Source organism: Cellulosimicrobium cellulans (assembly GCF_006539945.1).
Taxonomy (GTDB): Bacteria; Actinomycetota; Actinomycetes; order Actinomycetales; family Cellulomonadaceae; genus Cellulosimicrobium; species Cellulosimicrobium cellulans.
The window spans coordinates 48,986-69,784 of record NZ_BJNZ01000002.1; the positions used below are offsets into that span (position 1 = coordinate 48,986).

Sequence of the window (20,799 nt, forward strand, 5' to 3'; positions counted from 1 at the left end):
GCGGGGTCAGTGCCCCGCGTCGTGCCACGTCGCGCCGACGCCGACCGAGACGTCGAGCGGCACGTCGAGGTCCGCCGCCGCGCCCATCTGCGTCCGCAGCACCTCCTCGACGGCGTCGCGCTCGCCCGGTGCGACCTCGACCACGAGCTCGTCGTGCACCTGGAGGAGCAGCCGCGAGGCGAGCCCGCGCTCGTCGATCGCGCGCTGGACGCCCAGCATCGCGACCTTGATGATGTCGGCCGCGCTGCCCTGGATGGGGGCGTTGAGGGCCATGCGCTCGGCCATCTGCCGACGCTGTCGGTTGTCGCTCGTGAGGTCGGGCAGGTAGCGGCGCCGACCGAGGATCGTCGCCGTGTACCCCGTGGCGCGCGCCTCGTCGACGACACCCGTCAGGTAGTCGCGGACGCCGCCGAAGCGCTCGAAGTAGTCGTCCATGAGCTTCTGCGCCTCGCCCACCTCGATGGTGAGCTGCTGCGAGAGACCGAAGGCCGAGAGTCCGTACGCCAGCCCGTAGGACATCGCCTTGATCTTCGACCGCATCGCGGGCGTCACCTCGGCCGCCGGCACCTCGAACACCCGCGACCCGACGTAGGAGTGCAGGTCCTCGCCCGAGCGGAAGGCCTCGATGAGCCCCTCGTCACCGGAGAGGTGCGCCATGATGCGCATCTCGATCTGGCTGTAGTCGGCGGTCATGAGCGTCTCGTAGCCCTCGCCGACGACGAACGCGCGCCGGATGCGCCGACCCGCCTCCGTGCGGATCGGGATGTTCTGGAGGTTCGGGTCGGTCGAGCTGAGGCGTCCCGTCGCCGCGATGGTCTGCTGGAACGTCGTGTGGATGCGGCCGTCGTCCGCGACCGACTTGAGCAGGCCCTCGACCGTCTGGCGCAGGCGCGAGGCGTCACGGTGCGCGAGCAGGTGCTCGAGGAACGGGTGCTGCGTCTTGACGAACAGGTCCGCGAGCGCCGACGCGTCGGTCGTGTACCCCGTCTTGATCTTCTTCGTCTTGGGCATGCCGAGCTGGTCGAACAGGACCTCCTGGAGCTGCTTGGGCGAGCCCAGGTTCACCTCGCGCCCGATGACCGCGTAGGCCTCGGCCGCGGCCGTCGCGACGAGGTCGCCGAAGTGCTGCTCGAGCTCGCGCAGGTACTCGACGTCCGCCGCGATACCGCGCTGCTCCATGCGCGCGAGCACCTGGGAGAGCGGCAGCTCGAGGTCGGTGAGGAGCGTGGCGGCGCCGCGGTCCTCGAGCTCACCCACGAGGACGTCGCCGAGCTGGGCGACGGCGAGCGCACGCACCGCGTCCCGCTCCTGCTCGCCGCTGCCGTCGAGCGAGAGGTCGAGCGCGCCCTGCGCGTCGTTGCCGGCCTCGGTGTCGGGGCGCAGCTCGCGGTGCAGGTGCCGCACGACGAGGTCGCCGAGGTCGTAGCCGCGCTGGTCGGGGTGGCACAGGTAGGCCGCGAGCTCGGTGTCGAACGTGACGCCCGCGAGGTCGTAGCCGCGTGCCGCGAGCTCGTGCCACGCGGCCTTGGCGCCGTGCACGACCTTGGGCCGCTCCGGGTCGGCGAGCCATGCGGCGAGCGCCTCGTCGTCGGCGCCCGCCACGTCGGCGAGCTCCAGCGCGACGGCCGCCCCGGCGTCGTCGGAGACCGCGAGGCCCCACGCGTCCCCGCCGCCCGGCACGGCCTTGCCGGCCACCTCGACGCCGAGCGGGCGCGTACCGTGCTCGGCCAGCCAGGCGCCAAGACCCCCCGGCAGGACGTCGGCGAGCTCGACGTCGAACCCCGCCTCGGCCTCGACCTCGCCCTCCGGGGCGATCGCGAAGAGCCGGTCGCGCAGGGCGCGGAACTCGAGCGCGTCGAGGACGCGGTGCGCGGCCTCGCGGTCCCACGGGCGCGTCGCGAGGTCGTCGGGGCCGACGGGCAGCTCGAGGTCGCGCAGGAGCGCGTTGAGCTGCCGGTTGAGCCGCACCTGGTCGAGGTGCGCGCGCAGGTTCTCCCCCGCCTTGCCCTTGATCTCGTCGGCGTGGTCCAGAAGGCCGTCGAGGTCGCCGTACGCCGTGATCCACTTCGCGGCGGTCTTGGGGCCGACACCCGGGATGCCCGGCAGGTTGTCCGAGGTCTCGCCCACGAGGGCGGCGAGGTCCGGGTAGCGCTCGGGCGGCACGCCGTACTTCTCGACGACGGCGGCGCTGTCCATGCGCGCGAGCTCGGAGACGCCCTTCTTGGGGTAGAGCACGGTGACGTCGGGGCCGACGAGCTGGAACGAGTCGCGGTCGCCCGAGCAGACGAGGACCTCCATCCCGGCCGCCGCGCCCTGCGTGGCGAGCGTCGCGAAGATGTCGTCCGCCTCGTACCCCTCGCGCTCGAGCGTCGGGATGTGCAGCGTCTCGAGGATCTCCTTGATGAGCGGGACCTGGCCGCGGAACGGCTCGGGCGAGGACTCGCGCGTCCCCTTGTAGCTCGGGAGGATCTCGGTGCGGAACGACTGACGACCCGCGTCGAACGCGACCGCGACGTGCGTCGGCTCCTCGTCCCGCAGGAGGTTGATGAGCATCGACGTGAACCCGTACACCGCGTTCGTGTGCTGCCCCGTGGTCGTCGAGAAGTTCTCCGCCGGGAGCGCGAAGAACGCGCGGTAGGCCATGGAGTGTCCGTCGATGAGCAGGAGGCGAGGTCGCGCGGAGGTCGTCACGGGTGCCAACCTACAGTCCATGACCGACACGCACGGCCCCGACCGGACCACCGACCCCACCGCGCCCGCGCCCGCCGCGACGGGCGGCCCCGACGCTCCGCGCCACGCCTACGAGGCCATGGGCCTGCGCACCGCGGGCACGCTCATCGAGCGCATGGGCATCGAGCTGGACGAGGTGGGCGCAGACCGCGTCACCGCCCGCATGCCGGTCGCGGGCAACACGCAGCCCGCCGGGCTGCTGCACGGTGGCGCGTCGGTGGTGCTCGCCGAGACGCTCGGGTCGATCGCCGCCCAGCTCCACGGCGGACCCGGGCGCGCCGCGGTGGGGATCGAGGTCAACGCGACGCACCACCGGGGGGTGCGCGACGGCTGGGTCCACGGTGAGGCCGTCGCGGTCCACCGCGGCCGCACGACGGCGAGCTACGAGATCGTGGTGTCCGACGACGAGGGGCGTCGCGTGTGCACGGCACGCCTGACGTGCATGATCCTCAGCCTGGACTGACCAGGACGTCACGGAGCCCGCCGGCCGCTCTGGCCGGCGGGCGGCCGCCGGCTCAGCCGGGCAGCGTCTCGCGGGCCTCGACCGGTGTCACCACGCCGCTGCGGCTGCGGTACTCCGCCTGGAACTCGCGCAGGTCGACGGGACCGGACATCGTCTCGGTCCGGGCGCGACGGCGGCGCGCGATGAGATCTTCGAGGGACCGGGTGCCCCGGCGGGTGGGCGTGAGGTCGGCCGCGAGGCGGCGCTGGAGCACCGCCGTCGACACGACGCGGTGGCCCGCGACCGGGCCGAAGCCGAGCCGCGCCAGGAAGCGCTGGACGCCGCGCGAGCCGGGGATCGGCACCGAGTAGACGTGCGTCGCACCCGAGGTGGCGGCGAGGTCGGCGGTGGCGCTGAGCAGCGCATGGCCCACGCCGCGGCGGCGCGCCTCCTCGCCGACGTAGACGGCCTCGACGTACAGGCTGGGCTCGTCGGCGAACAGGTGCGGGTCGAGCACGCGCGCCAGCACGAACCCGACGGGGCGGCCGTCGTGCAGGGCGACGAGGACGTTGCCGCCGGGCAGCGTCAGCAGCACCGACAGGTGCCGGACCAGCCGGTCCTCGTCGGGCGCGCAGATCTGGGCGCCGGACGCCGACTCGCGCCGGGCCTCCGAGCACAGCACAGCGATTCCCGGCAGGTCGTCACCGACCGCGGGCCTGACCTCCACTGCTGGGCGCACTGCGCTCCTCCTCGTTCGCACCGTAGGACCGACGGCACCGAGGGACGTGGGGCGTGAGATGGTTCCACGTCGCTCGGACGGCGCCGTCGGCCGTCGACTGAGCACTACGTGGCGACCGCGTGTCCACCGCCCCGGGAACTACTGGACGCCAGTCCAAGACGATAGCCCGCCCGGGGCGCCGTGACAAAGGTCCTGCTCAGGACCCCGGCCACGGCCGATCGGTCGCCGGTGCGGCTCAGGCGCCGCCGACCTGCTCGATGACGGCGTCCGCGACCTCGCGCATGGTGAGGCGGCGGTCCATCGACGTCTTCTGGATCCAGCGGAACGACTCCGGCTCCGACAGGCCCATCTTCGTCATGAGCAGACCCTTGGCGCGGTCCACGCGCTTGCGCGTCTCGAAGCGCTCCGCGAGGTCGGCCACCTCGGACTCGAGCGCCGTGATCTGCGAGTAGCGCGAGATCGCGATCTCGACCGCGGGCAGCAGGTCCGCCGGCGTGAACGGCTTGACGACGTAGGCCATGGCCCCCGCGTCACGCGCCCGCTCGACGAGCTCCGCCTGCGAGAACGCCGTCAGCAGGACGACGGGCGCAGCGTGCGCCTTGCCGATCTGCTCCGCGGCGGAGATGCCGTCGAGCTCGGGCATCTTCACGTCCATGACGACGACGTCGGGCTTGAGCTCGAGCGCCAGCTTCACCGCCGTGGCGCCGTCGCCGGCCTCGCCGACGACGTCGAACCCGGCATCGCGCAGCGTCTCGACCACGTCGAGACGGATCAGGGCCTCGTCCTCGGCGACGACCGCGCGGCGCGCGGGGCGGCCCGACGGGGCGGGGGTCGCGGCGGGCTCGGGCTCGATCATCGGGGGCAGGTCGAGCGGCTGCTTGTCCTCGGGCTGCGCTGTCTGGTCACTCACGGGGTTCACTGTAGTGCGCCGCACCCCCTGCCGCCCCCGCGTTTCGCCCTCGGAGGAGTGTGATTCTCGTGAAGGCACGCGCGTGTGGTTCGATGGTGCACGCGCTGCGGACCCGGTGACCGACCCCGCCGCGCACCGCCCCGGTAGCCCAACCGGCAGAGGCGTTCGGCTCAAACCCGATCCAGTGTGGGTTCGAATCCCACCCGGGGCACCCTCTACCTCCTGGCCTCGTCCCGGCGTCGTGACGCGCAGGAAACCGCAGGAAACACCCTCGACACACCTCGCTCGTACCGTCCCGAGCAGGGCACGTTCCTCGCGCCCGGGACGGAGGTGACGGTGCTCGAGCACGTGGACCCGTTCGTGGGGACGGGTGTGACCGATCTCCCGACGCCGACCGGCCTCGCCGCGACGTGGTGGTCCCCCAAGCCGCTCGTCGGCAACACCCACCCCGGGGCCACGCACCCGCTCGGCATGGTCTCGGCGTGCGCCTACTCGGGCGCGTACCCGACGGGGTACGGCCGGTACGACCTCGGCACCGAGGGCGTGCCTCCCACCCTGTTCGACCACCCGGTCGCGTCGGGCTTCACGCACTTCCAGCAGTCCGGCACGGGGGCGATCCGCAAGTACTACAACTACGTGCGCGTGACGCCCATGCTCGAGCCGCTCGACGCGCTCGGCCGGCGATGGGACCTCCTCGACGAGGACGCCTCCCCCGGCTACTACGCCGCCACGCTCGGCAACGGGGTCCGGTGCGAGGTCACGGTCGGGCCCAAGAGCGCCGTCCACCGCTACACGTTCCCCGCGCACCCCGACGCGCGCCTCGTCGTCGACCTCTCGCTCGGCGGCCTGGCGATCCCGTACGGCACGACCGTCCCGCTCCGCGCCCACCTCGCGACGCTCGGGCCGGGGACGGCCGCCGGCAAGATCGTCGTCGAGGGCGCGCCGCTCGCCGTCCACCTCGAGTGCGACGCGCACCCGTGGCGGCAGATGCTCTGGTACGACCGCCGCCTCATGCCGGGCAGCACCCGCCTGGACTTCGCGGACATCCGGCCGACGACTCTGCGCCCCTTCGGACTCCTCTGGGCGGGCCCGACGACGGCCGGTCAGGTCGTCGAGGTCCGTCTCGGCTTCTCGCTGCGCGGGCCCGAGCAGGCGCGCGCGAACCTCCGCGCGGACTGCGGCCCCGGCCCCGCGGCCTTCGCCACCCGGCACGAGGGCACCACGACGACGTGGGCGCAGCACCTCGACCTGGTCGAGGTCGGGTGCCCGGACCCGGCACGCCGCACGGTCTTCTCGACGGCCCTGTACCACGCGCTGCTCAAGCCCTGCCTCGCCCCGGGCGAGAGCCCGTTCTGGCCCGGCGACACGCCGTTCGCGTTCGACGTGTCGACGATGTGGGACATCTACAGGACCCAGCTCCCGCTCCTCACGACCTTCTGGCCCGACCGCGCCGTCGAGCTCGCGACCGCGCTCCTGCACGTCTGCGAGGAGGAAGGGAACTTCCCGATCGGGTACCGGATGGCCCGCGGGGCCGACCGGTTCTCACGCCAGGCGAGCGCGCTCGCGCACACGTTCCTCGCCGACCTGTGCGCCCTCGACGTCCCCGGCATCGACTGGGACTGGGCGCTCGTGCACCTGCACGCCGACCTGCGCCGGACCTACGGCGAGGAGTACCTCCTGCACGGCGTCGCGCACCCGATCAGCCACACGCTCGACCTCGCGTTCGGCTACTGGTGCACCGCGCGCGTGGCGCGCCGCGTCGGAGACCGCGCACTCGCCGAGGAGCTCGCGCTGCGCGCGCAGGGCTGGACCGCGGCGTTCGACCCCGCGACCGGACTCCTGCGCGACTCCACCTTCTACGAGGGCGGCCGGTGGAACTACTCCTTCCGCCTGGTGCACGACATGGCGGCCAGGATCGCGCTCGCGGGCGGCGACGACGCGTTCGTCGCGCTGCTCGACCGGTTCTTCGGGTTCGGCGCCCCGCCCGTCACCCAGCCCGGGAGACGGCCGGGCGTTGCCGAGATGGCCGCCGGGTACGCGCTGAACCGGTTCGAGGGCCTCAACAACGAGCCCGACATGGACGCCCCGTGGGCGTACCACTACGCGGGCCGCCCGGACCGCACCGCCGAGGTGGTGCACGCCGCGGTCCACCAGCGCTTCGGCACGGGCCCCGGTGGCCTCCCGGGCAACGACGACTCGGGAGCGCTCAGCTCGTGGTACGTCTGGGCCTCGCTCGGACTCTTCCCCGTCGCCGGGCAGGGCATCTTCCTCGTGAACGCGCCGTCGTTCGCCGAGTCCCGTCTCCGCCTGCCGGGCGGCGTGCTGACCGTCGAGACGACCGGTTTCGTCGAGCCGGGGCCGACCACCGGGCCGCAGTACGTGCGCGCCGCGTGGCTCGACGGGCAGCCGCTCGACCGCACCTGGCTCCCTGCGACGCGCGTGCGCCGCGGCGGGCGGCTCCTGCTCGAGCTCGGGCCCGAGCCCGCCGGGTGGGGCACCGCGCCCGAGCACCGACCGCCGTCGTACCCCGACGGAAGCACGACGCCCCACGCCCCCGACCAGATCCCGGAGACGTCATGACCACCACCCCGCGCCCGACGCCCGCCCGCCGCCTCGTCGTCGTGGTGCGCGCCGACCCCGTGATCTGCGGCCACTCGGGCGAGGCCCGCAACCTCGCCGAGGCCGCGCTGGACCGCGGGTTCACGGACGTGCGGATCGTGACCTGGCCCGTCGAGCGCCTCGAGGCCGCAGGGCTCCCGCTCAAGCCGCTCGACACCGTCCTGCCCTACAGCGCGGGCATCACGGTCGAGCGGCCGGGTCCCGTCGGCGACTACAAGGTGCCCGACGGCCGATACCTCGCCGGGCTCACCGGCCGCCTCGTCGAGCTCTTCACCGACGGCGTGCCCACGGTCTGCCTCTCGCTCTACCTCAGTCCGCACACGACCGCGGTGACCGACGCCGTGCGCGTGGCTCGCAGCACCGGGCTCCCCGTCGAGGTCGCCACGATCGCCGAGGCGGTCGGATCCGACGTGACGAACGTCGTCCGCTCGTGCGTCGAGGACGGCCGCTTCGGGGCCGCCGCGCACGTCCTGTCCGGGTACCTGGCGAGCGACCTGTGCGTCGCCGTCTCCCGATACACGCGCGACCTCGTGGTGGCGTGCGCCCAGGAGATCGACGACCGGCACGGGACCTTCTTCGCCGAGCAGTGCGCCGAGCGCGTGGAGGTCTCCTACCCGGCGATCGACACCAGCGCGTACACCGGTCTCGACCCGGCGGTCACGCGGGACGTGCTCGCCGCCCGCGGCCTGGACGACCGCCCGTACGTGCTCTTCCTGTCCCGCCTCGCCGCCGCGAAGGGCGTCGACGACCTGATCGACGGGTTCGCACTGTCCACCCGCGCCGCCGGCGCCCGCCTCGTCGTCGCGGGCCGTGGTCCGGCCGAGGTCGCCCTGCGCGCCCGGGCCGCAGCGAGCCCGGCCGCCGACCGGATCGTCTTCCTCGACGACGTCGACGATGCCGGCAAGCCACACCTCATGGCCGGCAGCGCCGCGTTCGTCCTCCCGAGCAAGCCACGCCCCGAGTTCGTCGAGACGTTCGGCATCGCGCTCGCCGAGGCGATGCTCTCCGGCGGGGGGCCGGTGATCACCACGGACACCGGCGGCATCGGCGAGGCTGTCGGCCCGCACGCGACGATCGTCCCGACGCACTCCCCTGCCGCGGTCGCGCACGCGCTCGACGAGGCGCTCTCCCTCGACACCCCGGCGCGACGGGCGCGCGCCGACGCGGCCCGGACGTACGCGCTGCAGTTCGACCGGGCCGCCGTCCTCGACGCGATGCTCGCCCGTCTCGTGACGTCGCCCACCGCCCCGCGCTGGGTCAGCGGCCTGCGGCCGGTGCGGGCCTGAGAGCTGCACCTGGCCCGGGGGCGGCGTCCGGCGGGCCGTACCGCTCGACGAGGTCCCGGAAGGACGCGGCGGCGACCGCCCGCGCGGCCGCACGGTCGCCGTCATGCCGGTCCCCTGCCGCGGACGCGAGGGACAGCTCCTCGGACACGAACCGCGAGAGCGGAACCGGCACCGCTCCCGCGCCCATCTCGCGCGAGACCGCCTTGCGCGCGACCAGGTCCGACGCCGCGCGCACCACGTCGTCCGGCACCTCACCCTCCACGAGCAGGGTGGCGAGGTCCATCGGCGGCACCGCGTCGTCCCGACGAACGCGCAACCATCGCGACGTCGCCGCGGGGCGCACGGCGTAGAAGACCTTCTTGAGCGGCACCTCGCGGTCCGTCCACCACCGGTCCCGCTGACCGAGCGCGACGTGCAGGTAGTGCCTCCGCAGCGCGTCGCGGTCGACCACCCGCCCCGCGAGCGCGAGCAGGTCGGCCCGGAACTCGGCGTCCCCCCGGTACACGATCGGCGACCGCAGCCACTCGAGCAGCGTCGCGTTGCCGCGCACGAGCAGGCGCACCGCCTTGATCAGGTCCCAGCCGTTCACGTCGAGCACCGCGTCCAGCGGCGTCTCGACGACGTCGCGCCGCGGCCACGGGTCCAGGTAGTCCGCCACCGGCCGCACGTAGACGAACCGGCAGTCGTAGTCCGAGTCCGGCGAAGGGAACCCCCAGGCACGGCTCCCGCTCTCCACCGCGAGCGGCATGGCGACCTGCTCGTCGCGCACGACCGCGTCCAGCCGTGCGTCGACCCGACGCACGACCGCAGGTTCCAGGGAGTCCGGCACGGCACGCATCCCGCGACGGTAGGGCCGCGACGAGCTCCGTGTCGCGCGCTTTCCGTGCCCGGCGACGCACCGGAGGCGACGGCCCGGGCCTCCTCCTCGGGGCGACCCGCCGGGGCGGCTCGACGACACTGCCGGACCGGGAGACGACCGACGGCGGCGCCCCCGGGAAGGGGCGCCGCCGTCGGGCTCTGCGCGAAGACGCGCCCTCACGGGCGCGACCGCGTCAGGCGCGCGTGTCGGAGTGGTCGCCGATCTTGTGCACGAGGATCGAGTTCGTCGTGCCCGGCTGGCCCACGGGGGCGCCGGAGACGACGACCACGAGGTCGCCGACCTCGGCGAGGCCGTTGGCCTGGAGGGTCGTGTCGACCTGGCCGACCATCGCGTCCGTGTTCTCCACCTCGGGCACCTGGTACGTCTGGGTGCCCCACGTGAGCGACAGGACGTTGCGCACGTGCTCGCGCGGCGTGAAGGCGAGCAGCGGGATGGACGAGCGCAGGCGCGACATGCGGCGCGCGGAGTCGCCCGACTGCGTGAACGTCGCGAGGTACTTCGCGCCCAGGATCTCGCCGATCTCGGCAGCGGCACGCGTGATGGCGCCACCGCGCGTGTGCGGGGTCGAGCCGAGCGGCGCGATGCGCTCGCGGCCGGCCTCCTCCGTCGCCTCGATGATGCGGGCCATCGTCTGGACCGTGAGGATCGGGTACTCGCCCACGCTGGTCTCGCCCGAGAGCATGACCGCGTCGGCGCCGTCGAGGACGGCGTTGGCGCAGTCGGACGCCTCGGCGCGCGTCGGGCGCGGCGAGTTCGTCATGGACTCGAGCACCTGCGTCGCGACGATGACGGGCTTGGCGTTGCGACGCGCGAGCTCGACGATGCGCTTCTGGACGAGCGGGACCTGCTCGAGCGGGAGCTCGACCGCGAGGTCGCCGCGGGCGACCATGACGCCGTCGAACGCGTCGACGATCTCGGCGAGGTTGTCGACGGCCTGCGGCTTCTCGATCTTGGCGACGACGGGGACCGTGCGGCCCTCCTCGTCCATGATCCGCTTGACGTCCTCGAAGTCCTTCGCGGACCGCACGAACGACAGCGCGATGATGTCGGCACCGAGCTTGAGCGCCCAGCGCAGGTCGTCCTGGTCCTTCTCGGACAGCGCCGGCACGGAGACGGCGACGCCCGGGAGGTTCAGGCCCTTGTTGTTCGACACCGGGCCGGCGACCTCGACGCGCGTCACGACGCGCGGGCCCTCGACGGCGGTGACGCGGACGAGCACCTTGCCGTCGTCGATGAGGATCGGGTCGCCGACGCGCGCGTCGCCGGGCAGGCCCTTGTGCGTCGTGGAGACGAGCTCCTTGGTGCCGACGACGTCCTCGGTCGTGATCGTGAAGGTGTCACCCTCCTCGAGCCAGTGCTTCTCGTCGCCCGCGAAGCGGCCCAGACGGATCTTCGGCCCCTGGAGGTCGACGAGGACCGCCACGGAGCGGCCCGACTCGGCGGCGGCCTCGCGCACGCCGTGGTAGACGGCCGCGTGCTCCTCGGCGCTGCCGTGGCTGCGGTTGATCCGCGCCACGTCCATGCCCGCGTCGACGAGCGCGCGGAGCTGCTCCTTCGACTCGGTCGCGGGTCCGATGGTGCAGACGATCTTTGCTCTGCGCATATCTCCAGCCTCTAGTCTTCCGACCGGCCGGGAGCCGGTCGTCGCGGGGTGCCCCTCCCTAGGATGCCCCGCTCATCGTCCCGGCGCCGGACACCCGACGTCGGGGTGCACGTCAAGCGCGCAAGGACACGGTGTTCGCGCGCACGGGCGCGGGCAGCTCGGTCCCTCCCTGAAGGTAGGCGTCGACGGAAGCCGCCGCCGCCCGACCCTCGGCGATCGCCCACACGATCAGCGACTGCCCACGACCCGCGTCGCCGGCCACGAAGACCCCCGGCAGCGACGACGCGAAGTCGTCGCCGCGCGCCACGAGGCCGCGGCTCGTGAGGTCCGTGCCGGCCTGGGTCGTGATGGTCGCCGTCTCCGGCCCGGTGAAGCCCATCGCGACGAGCACGAGGTCCGCGGGGATCTCGCGCTCGGTGCCCTCCTTGGGCACGCGACGGCCGTCGGGCAGGTACTCGGTCTCCGCGACGCGCAGCGCGCGCACGGCTCCGTCCTCGTCGCCCAGGAACTCGACGGTCGACGCGAGGAACTCGCGCTCGCCGCCCTCCTCGTGGGACGAGGACACCTCGAACAGGATCGGGTCCGTCGGCCACGGCTGGGTCGCGGACCGCTCGAGCGGCGGCTGCTTGCCGATCGCGAGCGTCGTCACGCTCGCCGCGCCCTGGCGCAGCGAGGTGCCGAGGCAGTCCGACCCGGTGTCGCCGCCACCGATGACGATGACGTGCTTGCCGGTGGCCGTGATCTGGTCGGCCACCTCGCGACCGGCCACGACGGCGTTCGCCTGGTGCAGGAAGTCCATGGCGAAGTGGATGCCGTCGAGCTCGCGACCGGGGATCGACAGGTCGCGCGGGACGGTCGCGCCCGTGGCGACCACGACGGCGTCGTACCGTGCGCGCAGGTCGTCCCACGTGATGTCGACGCCGATCTCGACGCCCGGGCGGAAGCGCGTTCCCTCGGCCTCCATCTGCGCGACGCGTCGGTCGATGTGCAGCTTCTCGAGCTTGAAGTCGGGGATGCCGTAGCGCAGCAGCCCGCCGATCGCGTCGTCCCGCTCGTACACGGCGACCGTGTGGCCGGCGCGCGTGAGCTGCTGCGCCGCGGCGAGCCCGGCGGGACCGGAACCCACGACGGCGACGGTCGACCCCGTGAGGCGCTGCGGCACCTGCGGCGTGACGTAGCCGCGGGCGAACGCCTCGTCGATGATCGAGACCTCGACGTTCTTGATGGTGACGGCCGGCTGGTTGATGCCGAGCACGCAGCTCGACTCGCACGGTGCCGGGCACACGCGACCGGTGAACTCCGGGAAGTTGTTCGTCTCGTGCAGGCGGTCGATCGCGTCCGCCCACTGGTCGCGGTAGACGAGGTCGTTCCACTCCGGGATGAGGTTGCCGAGCGGGCACCCCTGGTGGCAGAACGGGATGCCGCAGTCCATGCAGCGTCCCGCCTGCTCCTTGAGGAAGACCTGGCCCTCCTCGAGGTGCGCGTGCACGTCCTTCCAGTCCCGCAGGCGCACGGCCACCGGGCGGTTGGGCGGGAGCTCACGCTCCCGCACCTTCAGGAATCCGCGGGGGTCAGCCACGGGCCACCTCCAAGATCTGGTCCCACACACCCGGAGCCGCGGGGTCGAGCCCGGCCGACTCGGCCTTCTCGAGCGCCGAGCGCATGCGGGCGAAGTCGGTCGGCAGCACGCGCGTGAAGCGCTGGACAGCCGCGGGGAAGTCCTCGAGGAGCTCGGCCGCGAGCGGCGACCGGGTCTCCTCGTGGTGACGACGCACGAGCTGCTCGACGAGCGCCACCTCGGCGTCCTCGAGCGGGCTCAGACCGAGCTCGCCCGTCGCGAGCGCGCTCGTGTTCACGGCACCCTCCCGCAGGTCGAGCACGTACGCGGTGCCGCCGGACATGCCGGCGCCGAAGTTGCGCCCGGTCGGGCCGAGCACGACCACCGTGCCGCCCGTCATGTACTCGCAGCCGTGGTCGCCCACGCCCTCGACGACGAGGGTCGCGCCCGAGTTGCGGACGCCGAAGCGCTCCCCGACGCGACCGCGCAGGAAGATCTCGCCGGATGTCGCGCCGTAGCCGATGACGTTGCCCGCCACGACGTTGCTCGACCCGGTGAGGACCGCGTTGCGGTCCGGGCGCACGACGATCCGCCCGCCCGACAGGCCCTTGCCGACGTAGTCGTTCGCGTCGCCGAACAGGCGCAGCGTGACGCCGCGCGGGAGGAACGCGCCGAGCGACTGGCCGGCGGACCCGGTGAGGGTCACGTCGATCGTGTCGTCGGGCAGGCCCTCACCGCGGAACCGCTTGGTCACCTCGTGACCGAGCATCGTGCCCACGGTGCGGTTGACGTTGCGCACCGGCAGCGAGATCCGCACCGGCTCGCGCCGCTCGAGCGCGTCCTCGGCCAGCGCGACGAGCTGGTTGTCGAGCGCCTTCTCCAGGCCGTGGTCCTGCGTCGTGGTGTTCCGCAGCGACGCGCCCTCGACGGGGACGGGCTTCTCGAGGATGGGCGCGAGGTCGAGACCCTGCGCCTTCCAGTGGTCGATCGCCTGCCGCGTGTCGAGGTACTCGACGTGGCCGATCGCCTCCTCGATGCTCCGGAACCCGAGGCGCGCCAGGTACTCGCGCACCTCCTCCGCGATGAACTCGAAGAAGTTCACGACGAACTCCGGCTTACCCGTGAACCGCGCCCGCAGCTCGGGGTTCTGCGTCGCGACGCCGACCGGGCACGTGTCCAGGTGGCAGACGCGCATCATGACGCAGCCCGAGACGACCATGGGGGCGGTGGCGAAGCCGAACTCCTCGGCGCCGAGCAGCGCCGCCACGACGACGTCGCGGCCGGTCTTCATCTGGCCGTCGACCTGGACGACGATGCGGTCGCGCAGGTTGTTGAGCACGAGGGTCTGCTGGGTCTCGGCGAGGCCGATCTCCCACGGCGTGCCCGCGTGCTTGAGCGACGTCAGCGGGCTCGCGCCCGTGCCGCCGTCGTGGCCCGAGATGAGGACGACGTCCGCGTGCGCCTTGGACACGCCCGTCGCGACCGTCCCGACGCCGAACTCGGAGACGAGCTTGACGTGGATGCGCGCCGCCGGGTTCGCGTTCTTCGCGTCGTGGATGAGCTGCGCGAGGTCCTCGATCGAGTAGATGTCGTGGTGCGGCGGCGGCGAGATGAGCCCGACGCCCGGCGTCGAGTGCCGGGTCTTGGCGACCCACGGGTACACCTTGTGGCCCGGGAGCTGACCGCCCTCGCCGGGCTTGGCGCCCTGGGCGAGCTTGATCTGGATGTCGTCCGCGTTCGTCAGGTACTCGCTCGTGACGCCGAAGCGCCCCGACGCGATCTGCTTCACCTTGGAGCGACGCTCCGGGTCGTACAGGCGCTCCGGGTCCTCGCCGCCCTCGCCGGTGTTCGACCGGCCGCCCAGACGGTTCATCGCGATCGCGAGGGTCTCGTGCGCCTCCGCGGAGATCGACCCGTAGGACATGGCGCCCGTGTTGAAGCGCTTGACGATCTCGCTCACGGGCTCGACCTCGTCGAGCGGGACCGCGGGGCGCTCGCCCTCCCGCAGCGCGAGGAGGCCACGCAGCGTCATGAGCCGCGAGGACTGCTCGTCCACGCGGTGCGTGTACTGGCGGAAGATGTCGAACCGGCGCTCGCGCGTCGAGTGCTGGAGGCGGAACACCGTCTCCGGGTCGAACAGGTGCTCCTCGCTGTCCCGGCGCCACTGGTACTCGCCGCCCGTCGTGAGGCGCACGTGCGGGCGGTGGTTGCCGGACTTGGGGTACGCGTCGACGTGGCGCGCCGCGACCTCGGCCGCGACGACGTCGAGCCCGATGCCGCTGAGGCGCGACGTCGTGCCCGTGAAGAACGCCTGCACGAGGTCGTGGGACAGGCCGACCGCCTCGAAGACCTGGGCGCCGCGGTACGAGGAGATGGTCGAGATACCCATCTTGCTCATGACCTTGAGCACGCCCTTGCCGAGCCCCTTGATGAGGTTCGCGACGGCCTTCGCCGGGTCGACCGTGAGGTAGCCGCGGCGCGCGAGGTCCTCGACCGTCTCCATGGCGAGGTACGGGTTGACCGCGGCCGCGCCGTAGCCGATGAGCAGCGCGACGTGGTGCACCTCGCGCACGTCGCCGGCCTCGACGACGAGCGACACCTGGGTGCGCGTGTGACGGCGCAGCAGGTGGTGGTGCACCGCGCTCGACAGGAGCAGCGACGGGATCGGGGCGTGCTCGGCGTCCGAGTCGCGGTCCGACAGCACGATGAAGCTCGCGCCCGCGGCGACGTGCTCGTCGACCTCCGCGAAGATCTCCTCGAGCCGGGCGAGCAGCGACTCGCCGCCCCCCGCGACGCGGTACAGGCCCTTGATCGTCACGGCACGGAAGATGCCGGCGAGCTTCGGGTCCTTGTCGACGCGGATGATCTTGGCGAGCTGGTCGTTGTCGAGCACGGGGAACGGCAGCATGAGCTTGCGCGCGTGCTCGGGCGTGTCGACGAGCAGGTTCGGCTCCGGGCCGATCGCGCCGCCGATGGACGTGACGAGCTCCTCGCGGATCGCGTCGAGCGGCGGGTTCGTCACCTGCGCGAACATCTGCGTGAAGTAGTCGAACAGCAGGCGCGGCCGCTTCGCGAGGACGGCGATGGGCGTGTCCGTGCCCATCGCGCCCAGCGGCTCCGCCCCCGTGTTCGCCATCGGGGTGAGGATGACCTTGAGCTCCTCCTGCGTGTACCCGAAGGCGCGCTGGCGGCGCTCGACGGACGCGGGGCTGTGCGCGACGTGCTCGCGCTCGGGGAGCTGGTCGAGGTAGACCGCGTTCTCCGCGACCCACTGCGCGTACGGGCGCTGCGCGGCGAGCTGGGACTTGATCTCCTCGTCCTCGATGATCCGGCCCTGGCCGGTGTCGACGAGGAACATGCGTCCCGGCTCGAGGCGGCCCTTGCGGACGATCGTCGCGGGGTCGAGGTCGAGCACGCCCGCCTCGCTCGCCAGCACGACGAGGCCGTCCTCGGTCACCCAGTACCGCCCCGGGCGCAGACCGTTGCGGTCCAGGACCGCGCCGATCAGCGTCCCGTCGGTGAAGTTCAGGCACGCCGGGCCGTCCCACGGCTCCATGAGCGTCGAGTGGTACTCGTAGAACGCGCGCAGGTCCGGGTCCATGTCGGCGTGGTTCTCCCACGCCTCGGGGACCATCATGAGCACGGCGTGCGGCAGCGAGCGGCCCGACAGGTGCAGGAGCTCGAGCACCTCGTCGAAGCTCGCCGAGTCGCTCGAGCCCTCCGAGCACACCGGCAGGAGCGGCGCGAGGTCGCCGACGGCGTCGCTCGCGAGGGTGCCCTCGCGCGCCGCCATCCAGTTGCGGTTGCCGCGCACCGTGTTGATCTCGCCGTTGTGCGCGATCATCCGGAACGGCTGCGCGAGCGGCCACGACGGGAACGTGTTCGTCGAGAACCGCGAGTGCACGAGCGCGATCTCGCTCGCGTACCGCGGGTCGGACAGGTCGGGGAAGAACGGCTCGAGCTGCGCCGTCGTGAGCATGCCCTTGTACGTGAGGGTGCGTGCCGAGAGCGAGGCGAAGAACAGGCCGAGCTCGTTCTCCGCCCGCTTGCGCAGGCGGTAGGTGCGACGGTCGAGCTCGACGCCGGACAGCTCGCGCGCGGGGTCCGCGACGACGACCTGGCGGAACAGCGGCATGGACGCGCGGGCGCTCGGGCCGACGAGGTCGGCGGTCACGGGCACGTCGCGCCACGCGAGGACCTCGAGCTTCTCCTCGGCCGCGATCGCCTCGACGCCGCGGGCCGCCTCCGCGGCCGCTCCGGCGTCCTGCGGGAGGAAGGCCATGCCGATGGCGTAGTGCCCGGCGGGCGGGAGCTCCGCGTCGACCACGTCGCGCACGAACGCGTCGGGGATCTGCGTGAGGATCCCGGCGCCGTCGCCGCTGTTCTCCTCGGCGCCGACGGCGCCGCGGTGGTCGAGGTTGAGCAGGGCCGTCAGGCCCGCGTCAACGATGTCGCGTCCGGGCGTGCCGCGGAGCGTCGCCACGAAGGCGACGCCGCACGCGTCGTGCTCGGCGGCGGGGTCGTACAGACCGGATGCCGTGGGAGGGGCGGACAGGGCAGGTGCCCGGTGCGCGTCCCGATACTGCGGCGTGGTCATCAACACCGTCCTCACAGGCGCCCGACCGAGACGGCCGGGCTGGTTCCAGCTGGGGGATTCGGGACGTCGTCGGCCCTATGGACATGACAGAACCCACCGGGCGGTCGCCCGGCGGATTCGCCTATGAATGACGGATGCTCAGCGACCGGGGTCTGGTCGCGCGGCATCTGCCTGCTCGGACTCCTCCGAGTCGTCGGAGTCCTCGGTCGTCGAGGGGTCCTCGTCGTCGGTCGACTCCTCGACCGGCTCCTCGGACCCCGTGGTGGACGCCTCGTCCGGAGCGTCGAGGGACACCGTCTCCTCGCGCCCGGGGTGGCGACGCCCGACAACGATAAACGCAATCAACGCACCGACGCCGACCAGGATCGAGGTCCAGACGTTCAGCCGGAGGCCGAGGACGAGCTCGGCCTCGTCGATGCGCAGCATCTCGATCCACACCCGACCGAGCGTGTAGACGAAGACGTAGAGCCAGAATACCCGACCATGACCCAGCCGGAACCGACGGTCCAGGTAGATCAGGAGCAGGGCAGCACCGATGTTCCAGACCATCTCGTAGAGGAACGTCGGGTGGAACAGGGTGCCCGGCGGATAGCCCGCCGCGGCGGCCACGGAGTCGTCGACGCGCAGCCCCCAGGGCAGCGTCGTGGGCCCGCCGAAGAGCTCCTGGTTGAACCAGTTGCCGAGGCGGCCGACGGCCTGCGCGAGCAGCAGCCCGGGCGCGAGGGCGTCCGCGAACGCCGGGAAGCTCACGCGCTGGCGGCGGCACCCGATGTACGCGCCGACCGCACCCAGCGCGACAGCGCCCCAGATGCCGAGGCCGCCCTCCCAGACGTAGAGCGCGCGGACGGGGTCGCCGTTCGGGCCCCAGTACGGGTCCGGCGTCGAGAACACGTGGTACAGACGTCCGCCGACGATCCCGAACGGGACCGCCCAGAAGGCGATCTCCAGGACGTCGTCCGCCTCTCCCCCGCGCTCCACCCAGCGGCGCCGCGTGAGCCACAGGGCCACGGCGATGCCCGCGAGGATCGCGAGCGCGTAGGCCCGGATCGGGAACGGCCCGAGGTACCACGTGTGCTGCGGGGGGCTCGGGATCGCGGCGGGCAGGGCACCGGCGGCCTCCACGAGCTGCCCGACGGCGAGCGCGGCGCTCATGCGACCACCTCTCCGGACGTCGTCGTGGCGGCCGGGACGTCGCCGCCGGCCCTCTCCCGCCCGGAGCGCACGCCCGCGGCGAGCCCCGCCGCGACGACCTTCAGGGCGGCGATCCGCTCGTCCCACGGCGCGTCGGCGAGCAGGGGACGGACGAACGCGGAGCCGACGATGACGCCGTCGGCGTAGCGGCCCACCTCGGCGGCCTGCTCGGCCGTCGACACGCCGAGCCCGACGCACACGAGGTCGGCTCCTGCGGCGCGCGTGTCGGCGACGAGGCGTGCCGCCTGCGGCCCGACGGCCGCCCGCACTCCCGTGACGCCCATCGTCGAGGCGGCGTAGACGAACCCGCGCGACGCGCGCGCGGTGAGCTGCAGCCGCTCGGCCGTGGAGCTCGGCGCGACCAGGAAGACGCGGTCGAGCCCGTGCGCCTCCGAGGCGTCCAGCCAGGCACGGCCCTCGTCGGGGATGAGGTCGGGCGTGATGAGCCCGGCGCCCCCGGCGGCGGCGAGGTCGCGCGCGAACGCGTCGACGCCGTAGCGCAGGACCGGATTCCAGTACGTCATGACGAGCACGGGGACCCGCCCGCCGGTGCGCTCCGTGACGGCCGCGACGACGCGGAACACGTCCGCGACGCGGACGCCCGCGTCGAGCGCGGTCTGCGCGGCGGCCTGGATGACCGGGCCGTCCATCACCGGGTCGGTGTACGGGATGCCGAGCTCCAGCACGTCCACGCCCGACTCGACGAGCGCGAGCGCCGCCTCGATCGACCGGTCGACGGTCGGGAACCCGACCGGCAGGTAGCCCACGAGCCCGGCACGGCCCTCCGCGCGGAGCTCGAGCAGGCGACGCGCCGTGACCGACGTCGTCCCCGCCGTCGGCGCCCCGGGGGCGTCCTTGGTCTGCGCCGCGCTCACAGCTGTCCCTCCGTGCCCGTCGCCGTCTCGGCGATCGCGTCGTCGTCCACGAGGTCGAACCACCGGGCGGCGGTCGCGACGTCCTTGTCCCCGCGCCCCGAGAGGTTCACCAGGATCACGTGGTCCGTGCGGCCGGCCTCGGCCGCCCGGCGGCCCACCCGCAGCGCGCCCGCGAGCGCGTGCGCCGACTCGATCGCGGGGATGATGCCCTCCGTGCGGCACAGCAGCCGGAACGCGTCCATCGCCTCGGTGTCGGTCACGGGCTCGTAGGTCGCGCGACCGAGGTCGTGCAGCCACGAGTGCGCCGGGCCGACGCTCGGGTAGTCCAGCCCCGCCGACACGGAGTGGCTGGGCAGGGTCTGGCCGTCGTCGTCCTGGAGCAGGTACGAGCGAGCACCGTGCAGGACGCCCGGGGCGCCGCCGCTGAAGCGGGCCGCGTGCCGACCGGTCTCCACGCCCTCGCCCCCCGCCTCGAAGCCGTAGAGCTCGACCGCGTCGTCGTCGAGGAACGCGTTGAACAGGCCGAGCGCGTTGGACCCGCCGCCGACGCACGCCGCGAGCGCGTCCGGCAGGCGACCGATGCGGTCGAGGATCTGCGTGCGTGCCTCCTCGCCGATGACGCGGTGGAACTCGCGCACCATCTCGGGGAACGGGTGCGGTCCCGTGACCGTACCCAGGAGGTAGTGGGTCGTGTCGACGTTCGCGACCCAGTCGCGCAGCGCCTCGTTGATCGCGTCCTTGAGCGTGCGCAGCCCGATCGTCACCGGGACGACCTCCGCGCCGAGCAGGCGCATGCGGGCGACGTTGAGCGCCTGGCGCTGCGTGTCCTCCTCGCCCATGTACACGACGCACTCGAGGTCGAGCAGGGCCGCGGCCGTGGCCGTCGCGACGCCGTGCTGGCCCGCCCCGGTCTCGGCGATCACGCGCGTCTTGCCCATGCGCTTGACGAGCAGCGCCTGGCCGAGGACGTTGTTGATCTTGTGCGAGCCGGTGTGGTTGAGGTCCTCGCGCTTGAGGAAGACGCGCGAGCCGCCCGCGTGCTGGGCGAAGCGCGGCACCTCGGTGAGCGGACTGGGGCGCCCGGTGTACTCGCGCTGGAGACGCGCGAGCTCGTTGACGAACGCGGGGTCGTCGAGCGCCTTGCGGTACTCGGTCTCGAGCTCGTCCAGCGCGGCGATCAGCGCCTCGGGGACGAAGCGTCCGCCGAACTCGCCGAAGTAGGGACCCTCCTGGGTCGCGAGGGAGCGCGTCAGGTCGGCGCGCACGGAGTGCTCGGCGCTCCGGGGGGTGGTCGAAGGTGTCGAGTCGGGCACGGGGCCGGTCCTCCTGCGTGGTGGGGTGTGCTGGGCCGGGGCGCGGCGCCTGCGGC

Annotated in this window: 13 protein-coding genes and 1 tRNA gene; 4 read left to right on the forward strand and 10 right to left on the reverse strand. The window is 73.1% G+C overall.

The genetic code is table 11. From position 1 onward, the window contains the following. Positions 1-6 precede the first annotated feature (6 nt). A complete protein-coding gene (polA, locus tag CCE02nite_RS01805) occupies positions 7-2,712 on the reverse strand; it encodes a DNA polymerase I (RefSeq protein ID WP_141387643.1) in 2,706 nt (901 codons plus the stop codon). Positions 2,713-2,809: 97 nt separating this feature from the next. Here polA and CCE02nite_RS01810 point away from each other — a divergent pair, with 97 nt between their 5' ends. Further along, positions 2,810-3,193, forward strand: coding sequence for a hotdog fold thioesterase (locus CCE02nite_RS01810; RefSeq protein WP_141387971.1), 384 nt, complete (start codon positions 2,810-2,812; stop codon positions 3,191-3,193). A 52-nt stretch (positions 3,194-3,245) separates the two neighbouring features. On the opposite strand, the gene CCE02nite_RS01815 is transcribed toward CCE02nite_RS01810, so the two are convergent. Together CCE02nite_RS01815 and CCE02nite_RS01820 are read right to left on the reverse strand one after the other, a co-directional pair. After that, on the reverse strand, positions 3,246-3,911 hold the full coding sequence (locus tag CCE02nite_RS01815) for a GNAT family N-acetyltransferase (RefSeq protein WP_170227179.1): 666 nt from the start codon (positions 3,909-3,911) through the stop codon (positions 3,246-3,248). 235 nt (positions 3,912-4,146) lie between these two features. Next, complete coding sequence (locus CCE02nite_RS01820) at positions 4,147-4,767, reverse strand: ANTAR domain-containing response regulator (RefSeq protein ID WP_053370758.1); 621 nt, start codon at positions 4,765-4,767, stop codon at positions 4,147-4,149. Positions 4,768-4,958: 191 nt separating this feature from the next. On the opposite strand from CCE02nite_RS01820, the gene CCE02nite_RS01825 reads away from it, so the two are divergent. From CCE02nite_RS01825 to CCE02nite_RS01835, 3 genes are all read left to right on the forward strand, one after another. Continuing rightward, positions 4,959-5,032 (forward strand) — tRNA-Leu (locus CCE02nite_RS01825). A 125-nt stretch (positions 5,033-5,157) separates the two neighbouring features. Beyond that, complete coding sequence (locus CCE02nite_RS01830) at positions 5,158-7,401, forward strand: glycoside hydrolase domain-containing protein (RefSeq protein WP_141387647.1); 2,244 nt, start codon at positions 5,158-5,160, stop codon at positions 7,399-7,401. Further along, positions 7,398-8,726, forward strand: a complete 1,329-nt coding sequence (locus CCE02nite_RS01835; protein WP_141387650.1) for a glycosyltransferase — start codon at positions 7,398-7,400, stop codon at positions 8,724-8,726. Before CCE02nite_RS01830 ends, CCE02nite_RS01835 begins: the two co-directional genes overlap by 4 nt. On the opposite strand, the gene CCE02nite_RS01840 is transcribed toward CCE02nite_RS01835, so the two are convergent. From CCE02nite_RS01840 to trpB, 7 genes are all read right to left on the reverse strand, one after another. Continuing rightward, positions 8,698-9,564 (reverse strand): nucleotidyltransferase domain-containing protein, encoded by an 867-nt coding sequence (locus CCE02nite_RS01840; protein WP_141387652.1) that lies wholly within the window; start codon positions 9,562-9,564, stop codon positions 8,698-8,700. The genes CCE02nite_RS01835 and CCE02nite_RS01840 overlap by 29 nt on opposite strands. A gap of 214 nt (positions 9,565-9,778) precedes the next feature. Further along, a complete protein-coding gene (gene pyk / locus CCE02nite_RS01845; RefSeq protein WP_141387654.1) occupies positions 9,779-11,209 on the reverse strand; it encodes a pyruvate kinase in 1,431 nt (476 codons plus the stop codon). Between the two features lie 112 nt (positions 11,210-11,321). Next, the gene (locus CCE02nite_RS01850) at positions 11,322-12,788 is read right to left on the reverse strand and encodes a glutamate synthase subunit beta (protein ID WP_141387656.1); all 1,467 of its coding nucleotides are present in this window, start codon (positions 12,786-12,788) and stop codon (positions 11,322-11,324) included. Then, the gene (gene gltB / locus CCE02nite_RS01855) at positions 12,781-17,364 is read right to left on the reverse strand and encodes a glutamate synthase large subunit (RefSeq protein ID WP_141387658.1); all 4,584 of its coding nucleotides are present in this window, start codon (positions 17,362-17,364) and stop codon (positions 12,781-12,783) included. Before gltB ends, CCE02nite_RS01850 begins: the two co-directional genes overlap by 8 nt. 138 nt (positions 17,365-17,502) lie before the next feature. Continuing rightward, entirely contained in the window at positions 17,503-18,516 is a 1,014-nt protein-coding gene (gene lgt, locus CCE02nite_RS01860; RefSeq protein WP_141387660.1) for a prolipoprotein diacylglyceryl transferase, read from the reverse strand. Beyond that, positions 18,513-19,430, reverse strand: a complete 918-nt coding sequence (gene trpA / locus CCE02nite_RS01865) for a tryptophan synthase subunit alpha (protein WP_141387662.1) — start codon at positions 19,428-19,430, stop codon at positions 18,513-18,515. Before trpA ends, lgt begins: the two co-directional genes overlap by 4 nt. After that, positions 19,427-20,695, reverse strand: a complete 1,269-nt coding sequence (gene trpB, locus CCE02nite_RS01870; protein WP_255318595.1) for a tryptophan synthase subunit beta — start codon at positions 20,693-20,695, stop codon at positions 19,427-19,429. Before trpB ends, trpA begins: the two co-directional genes overlap by 4 nt. Positions 20,696-20,799: the final 104 nt, after the last annotated feature.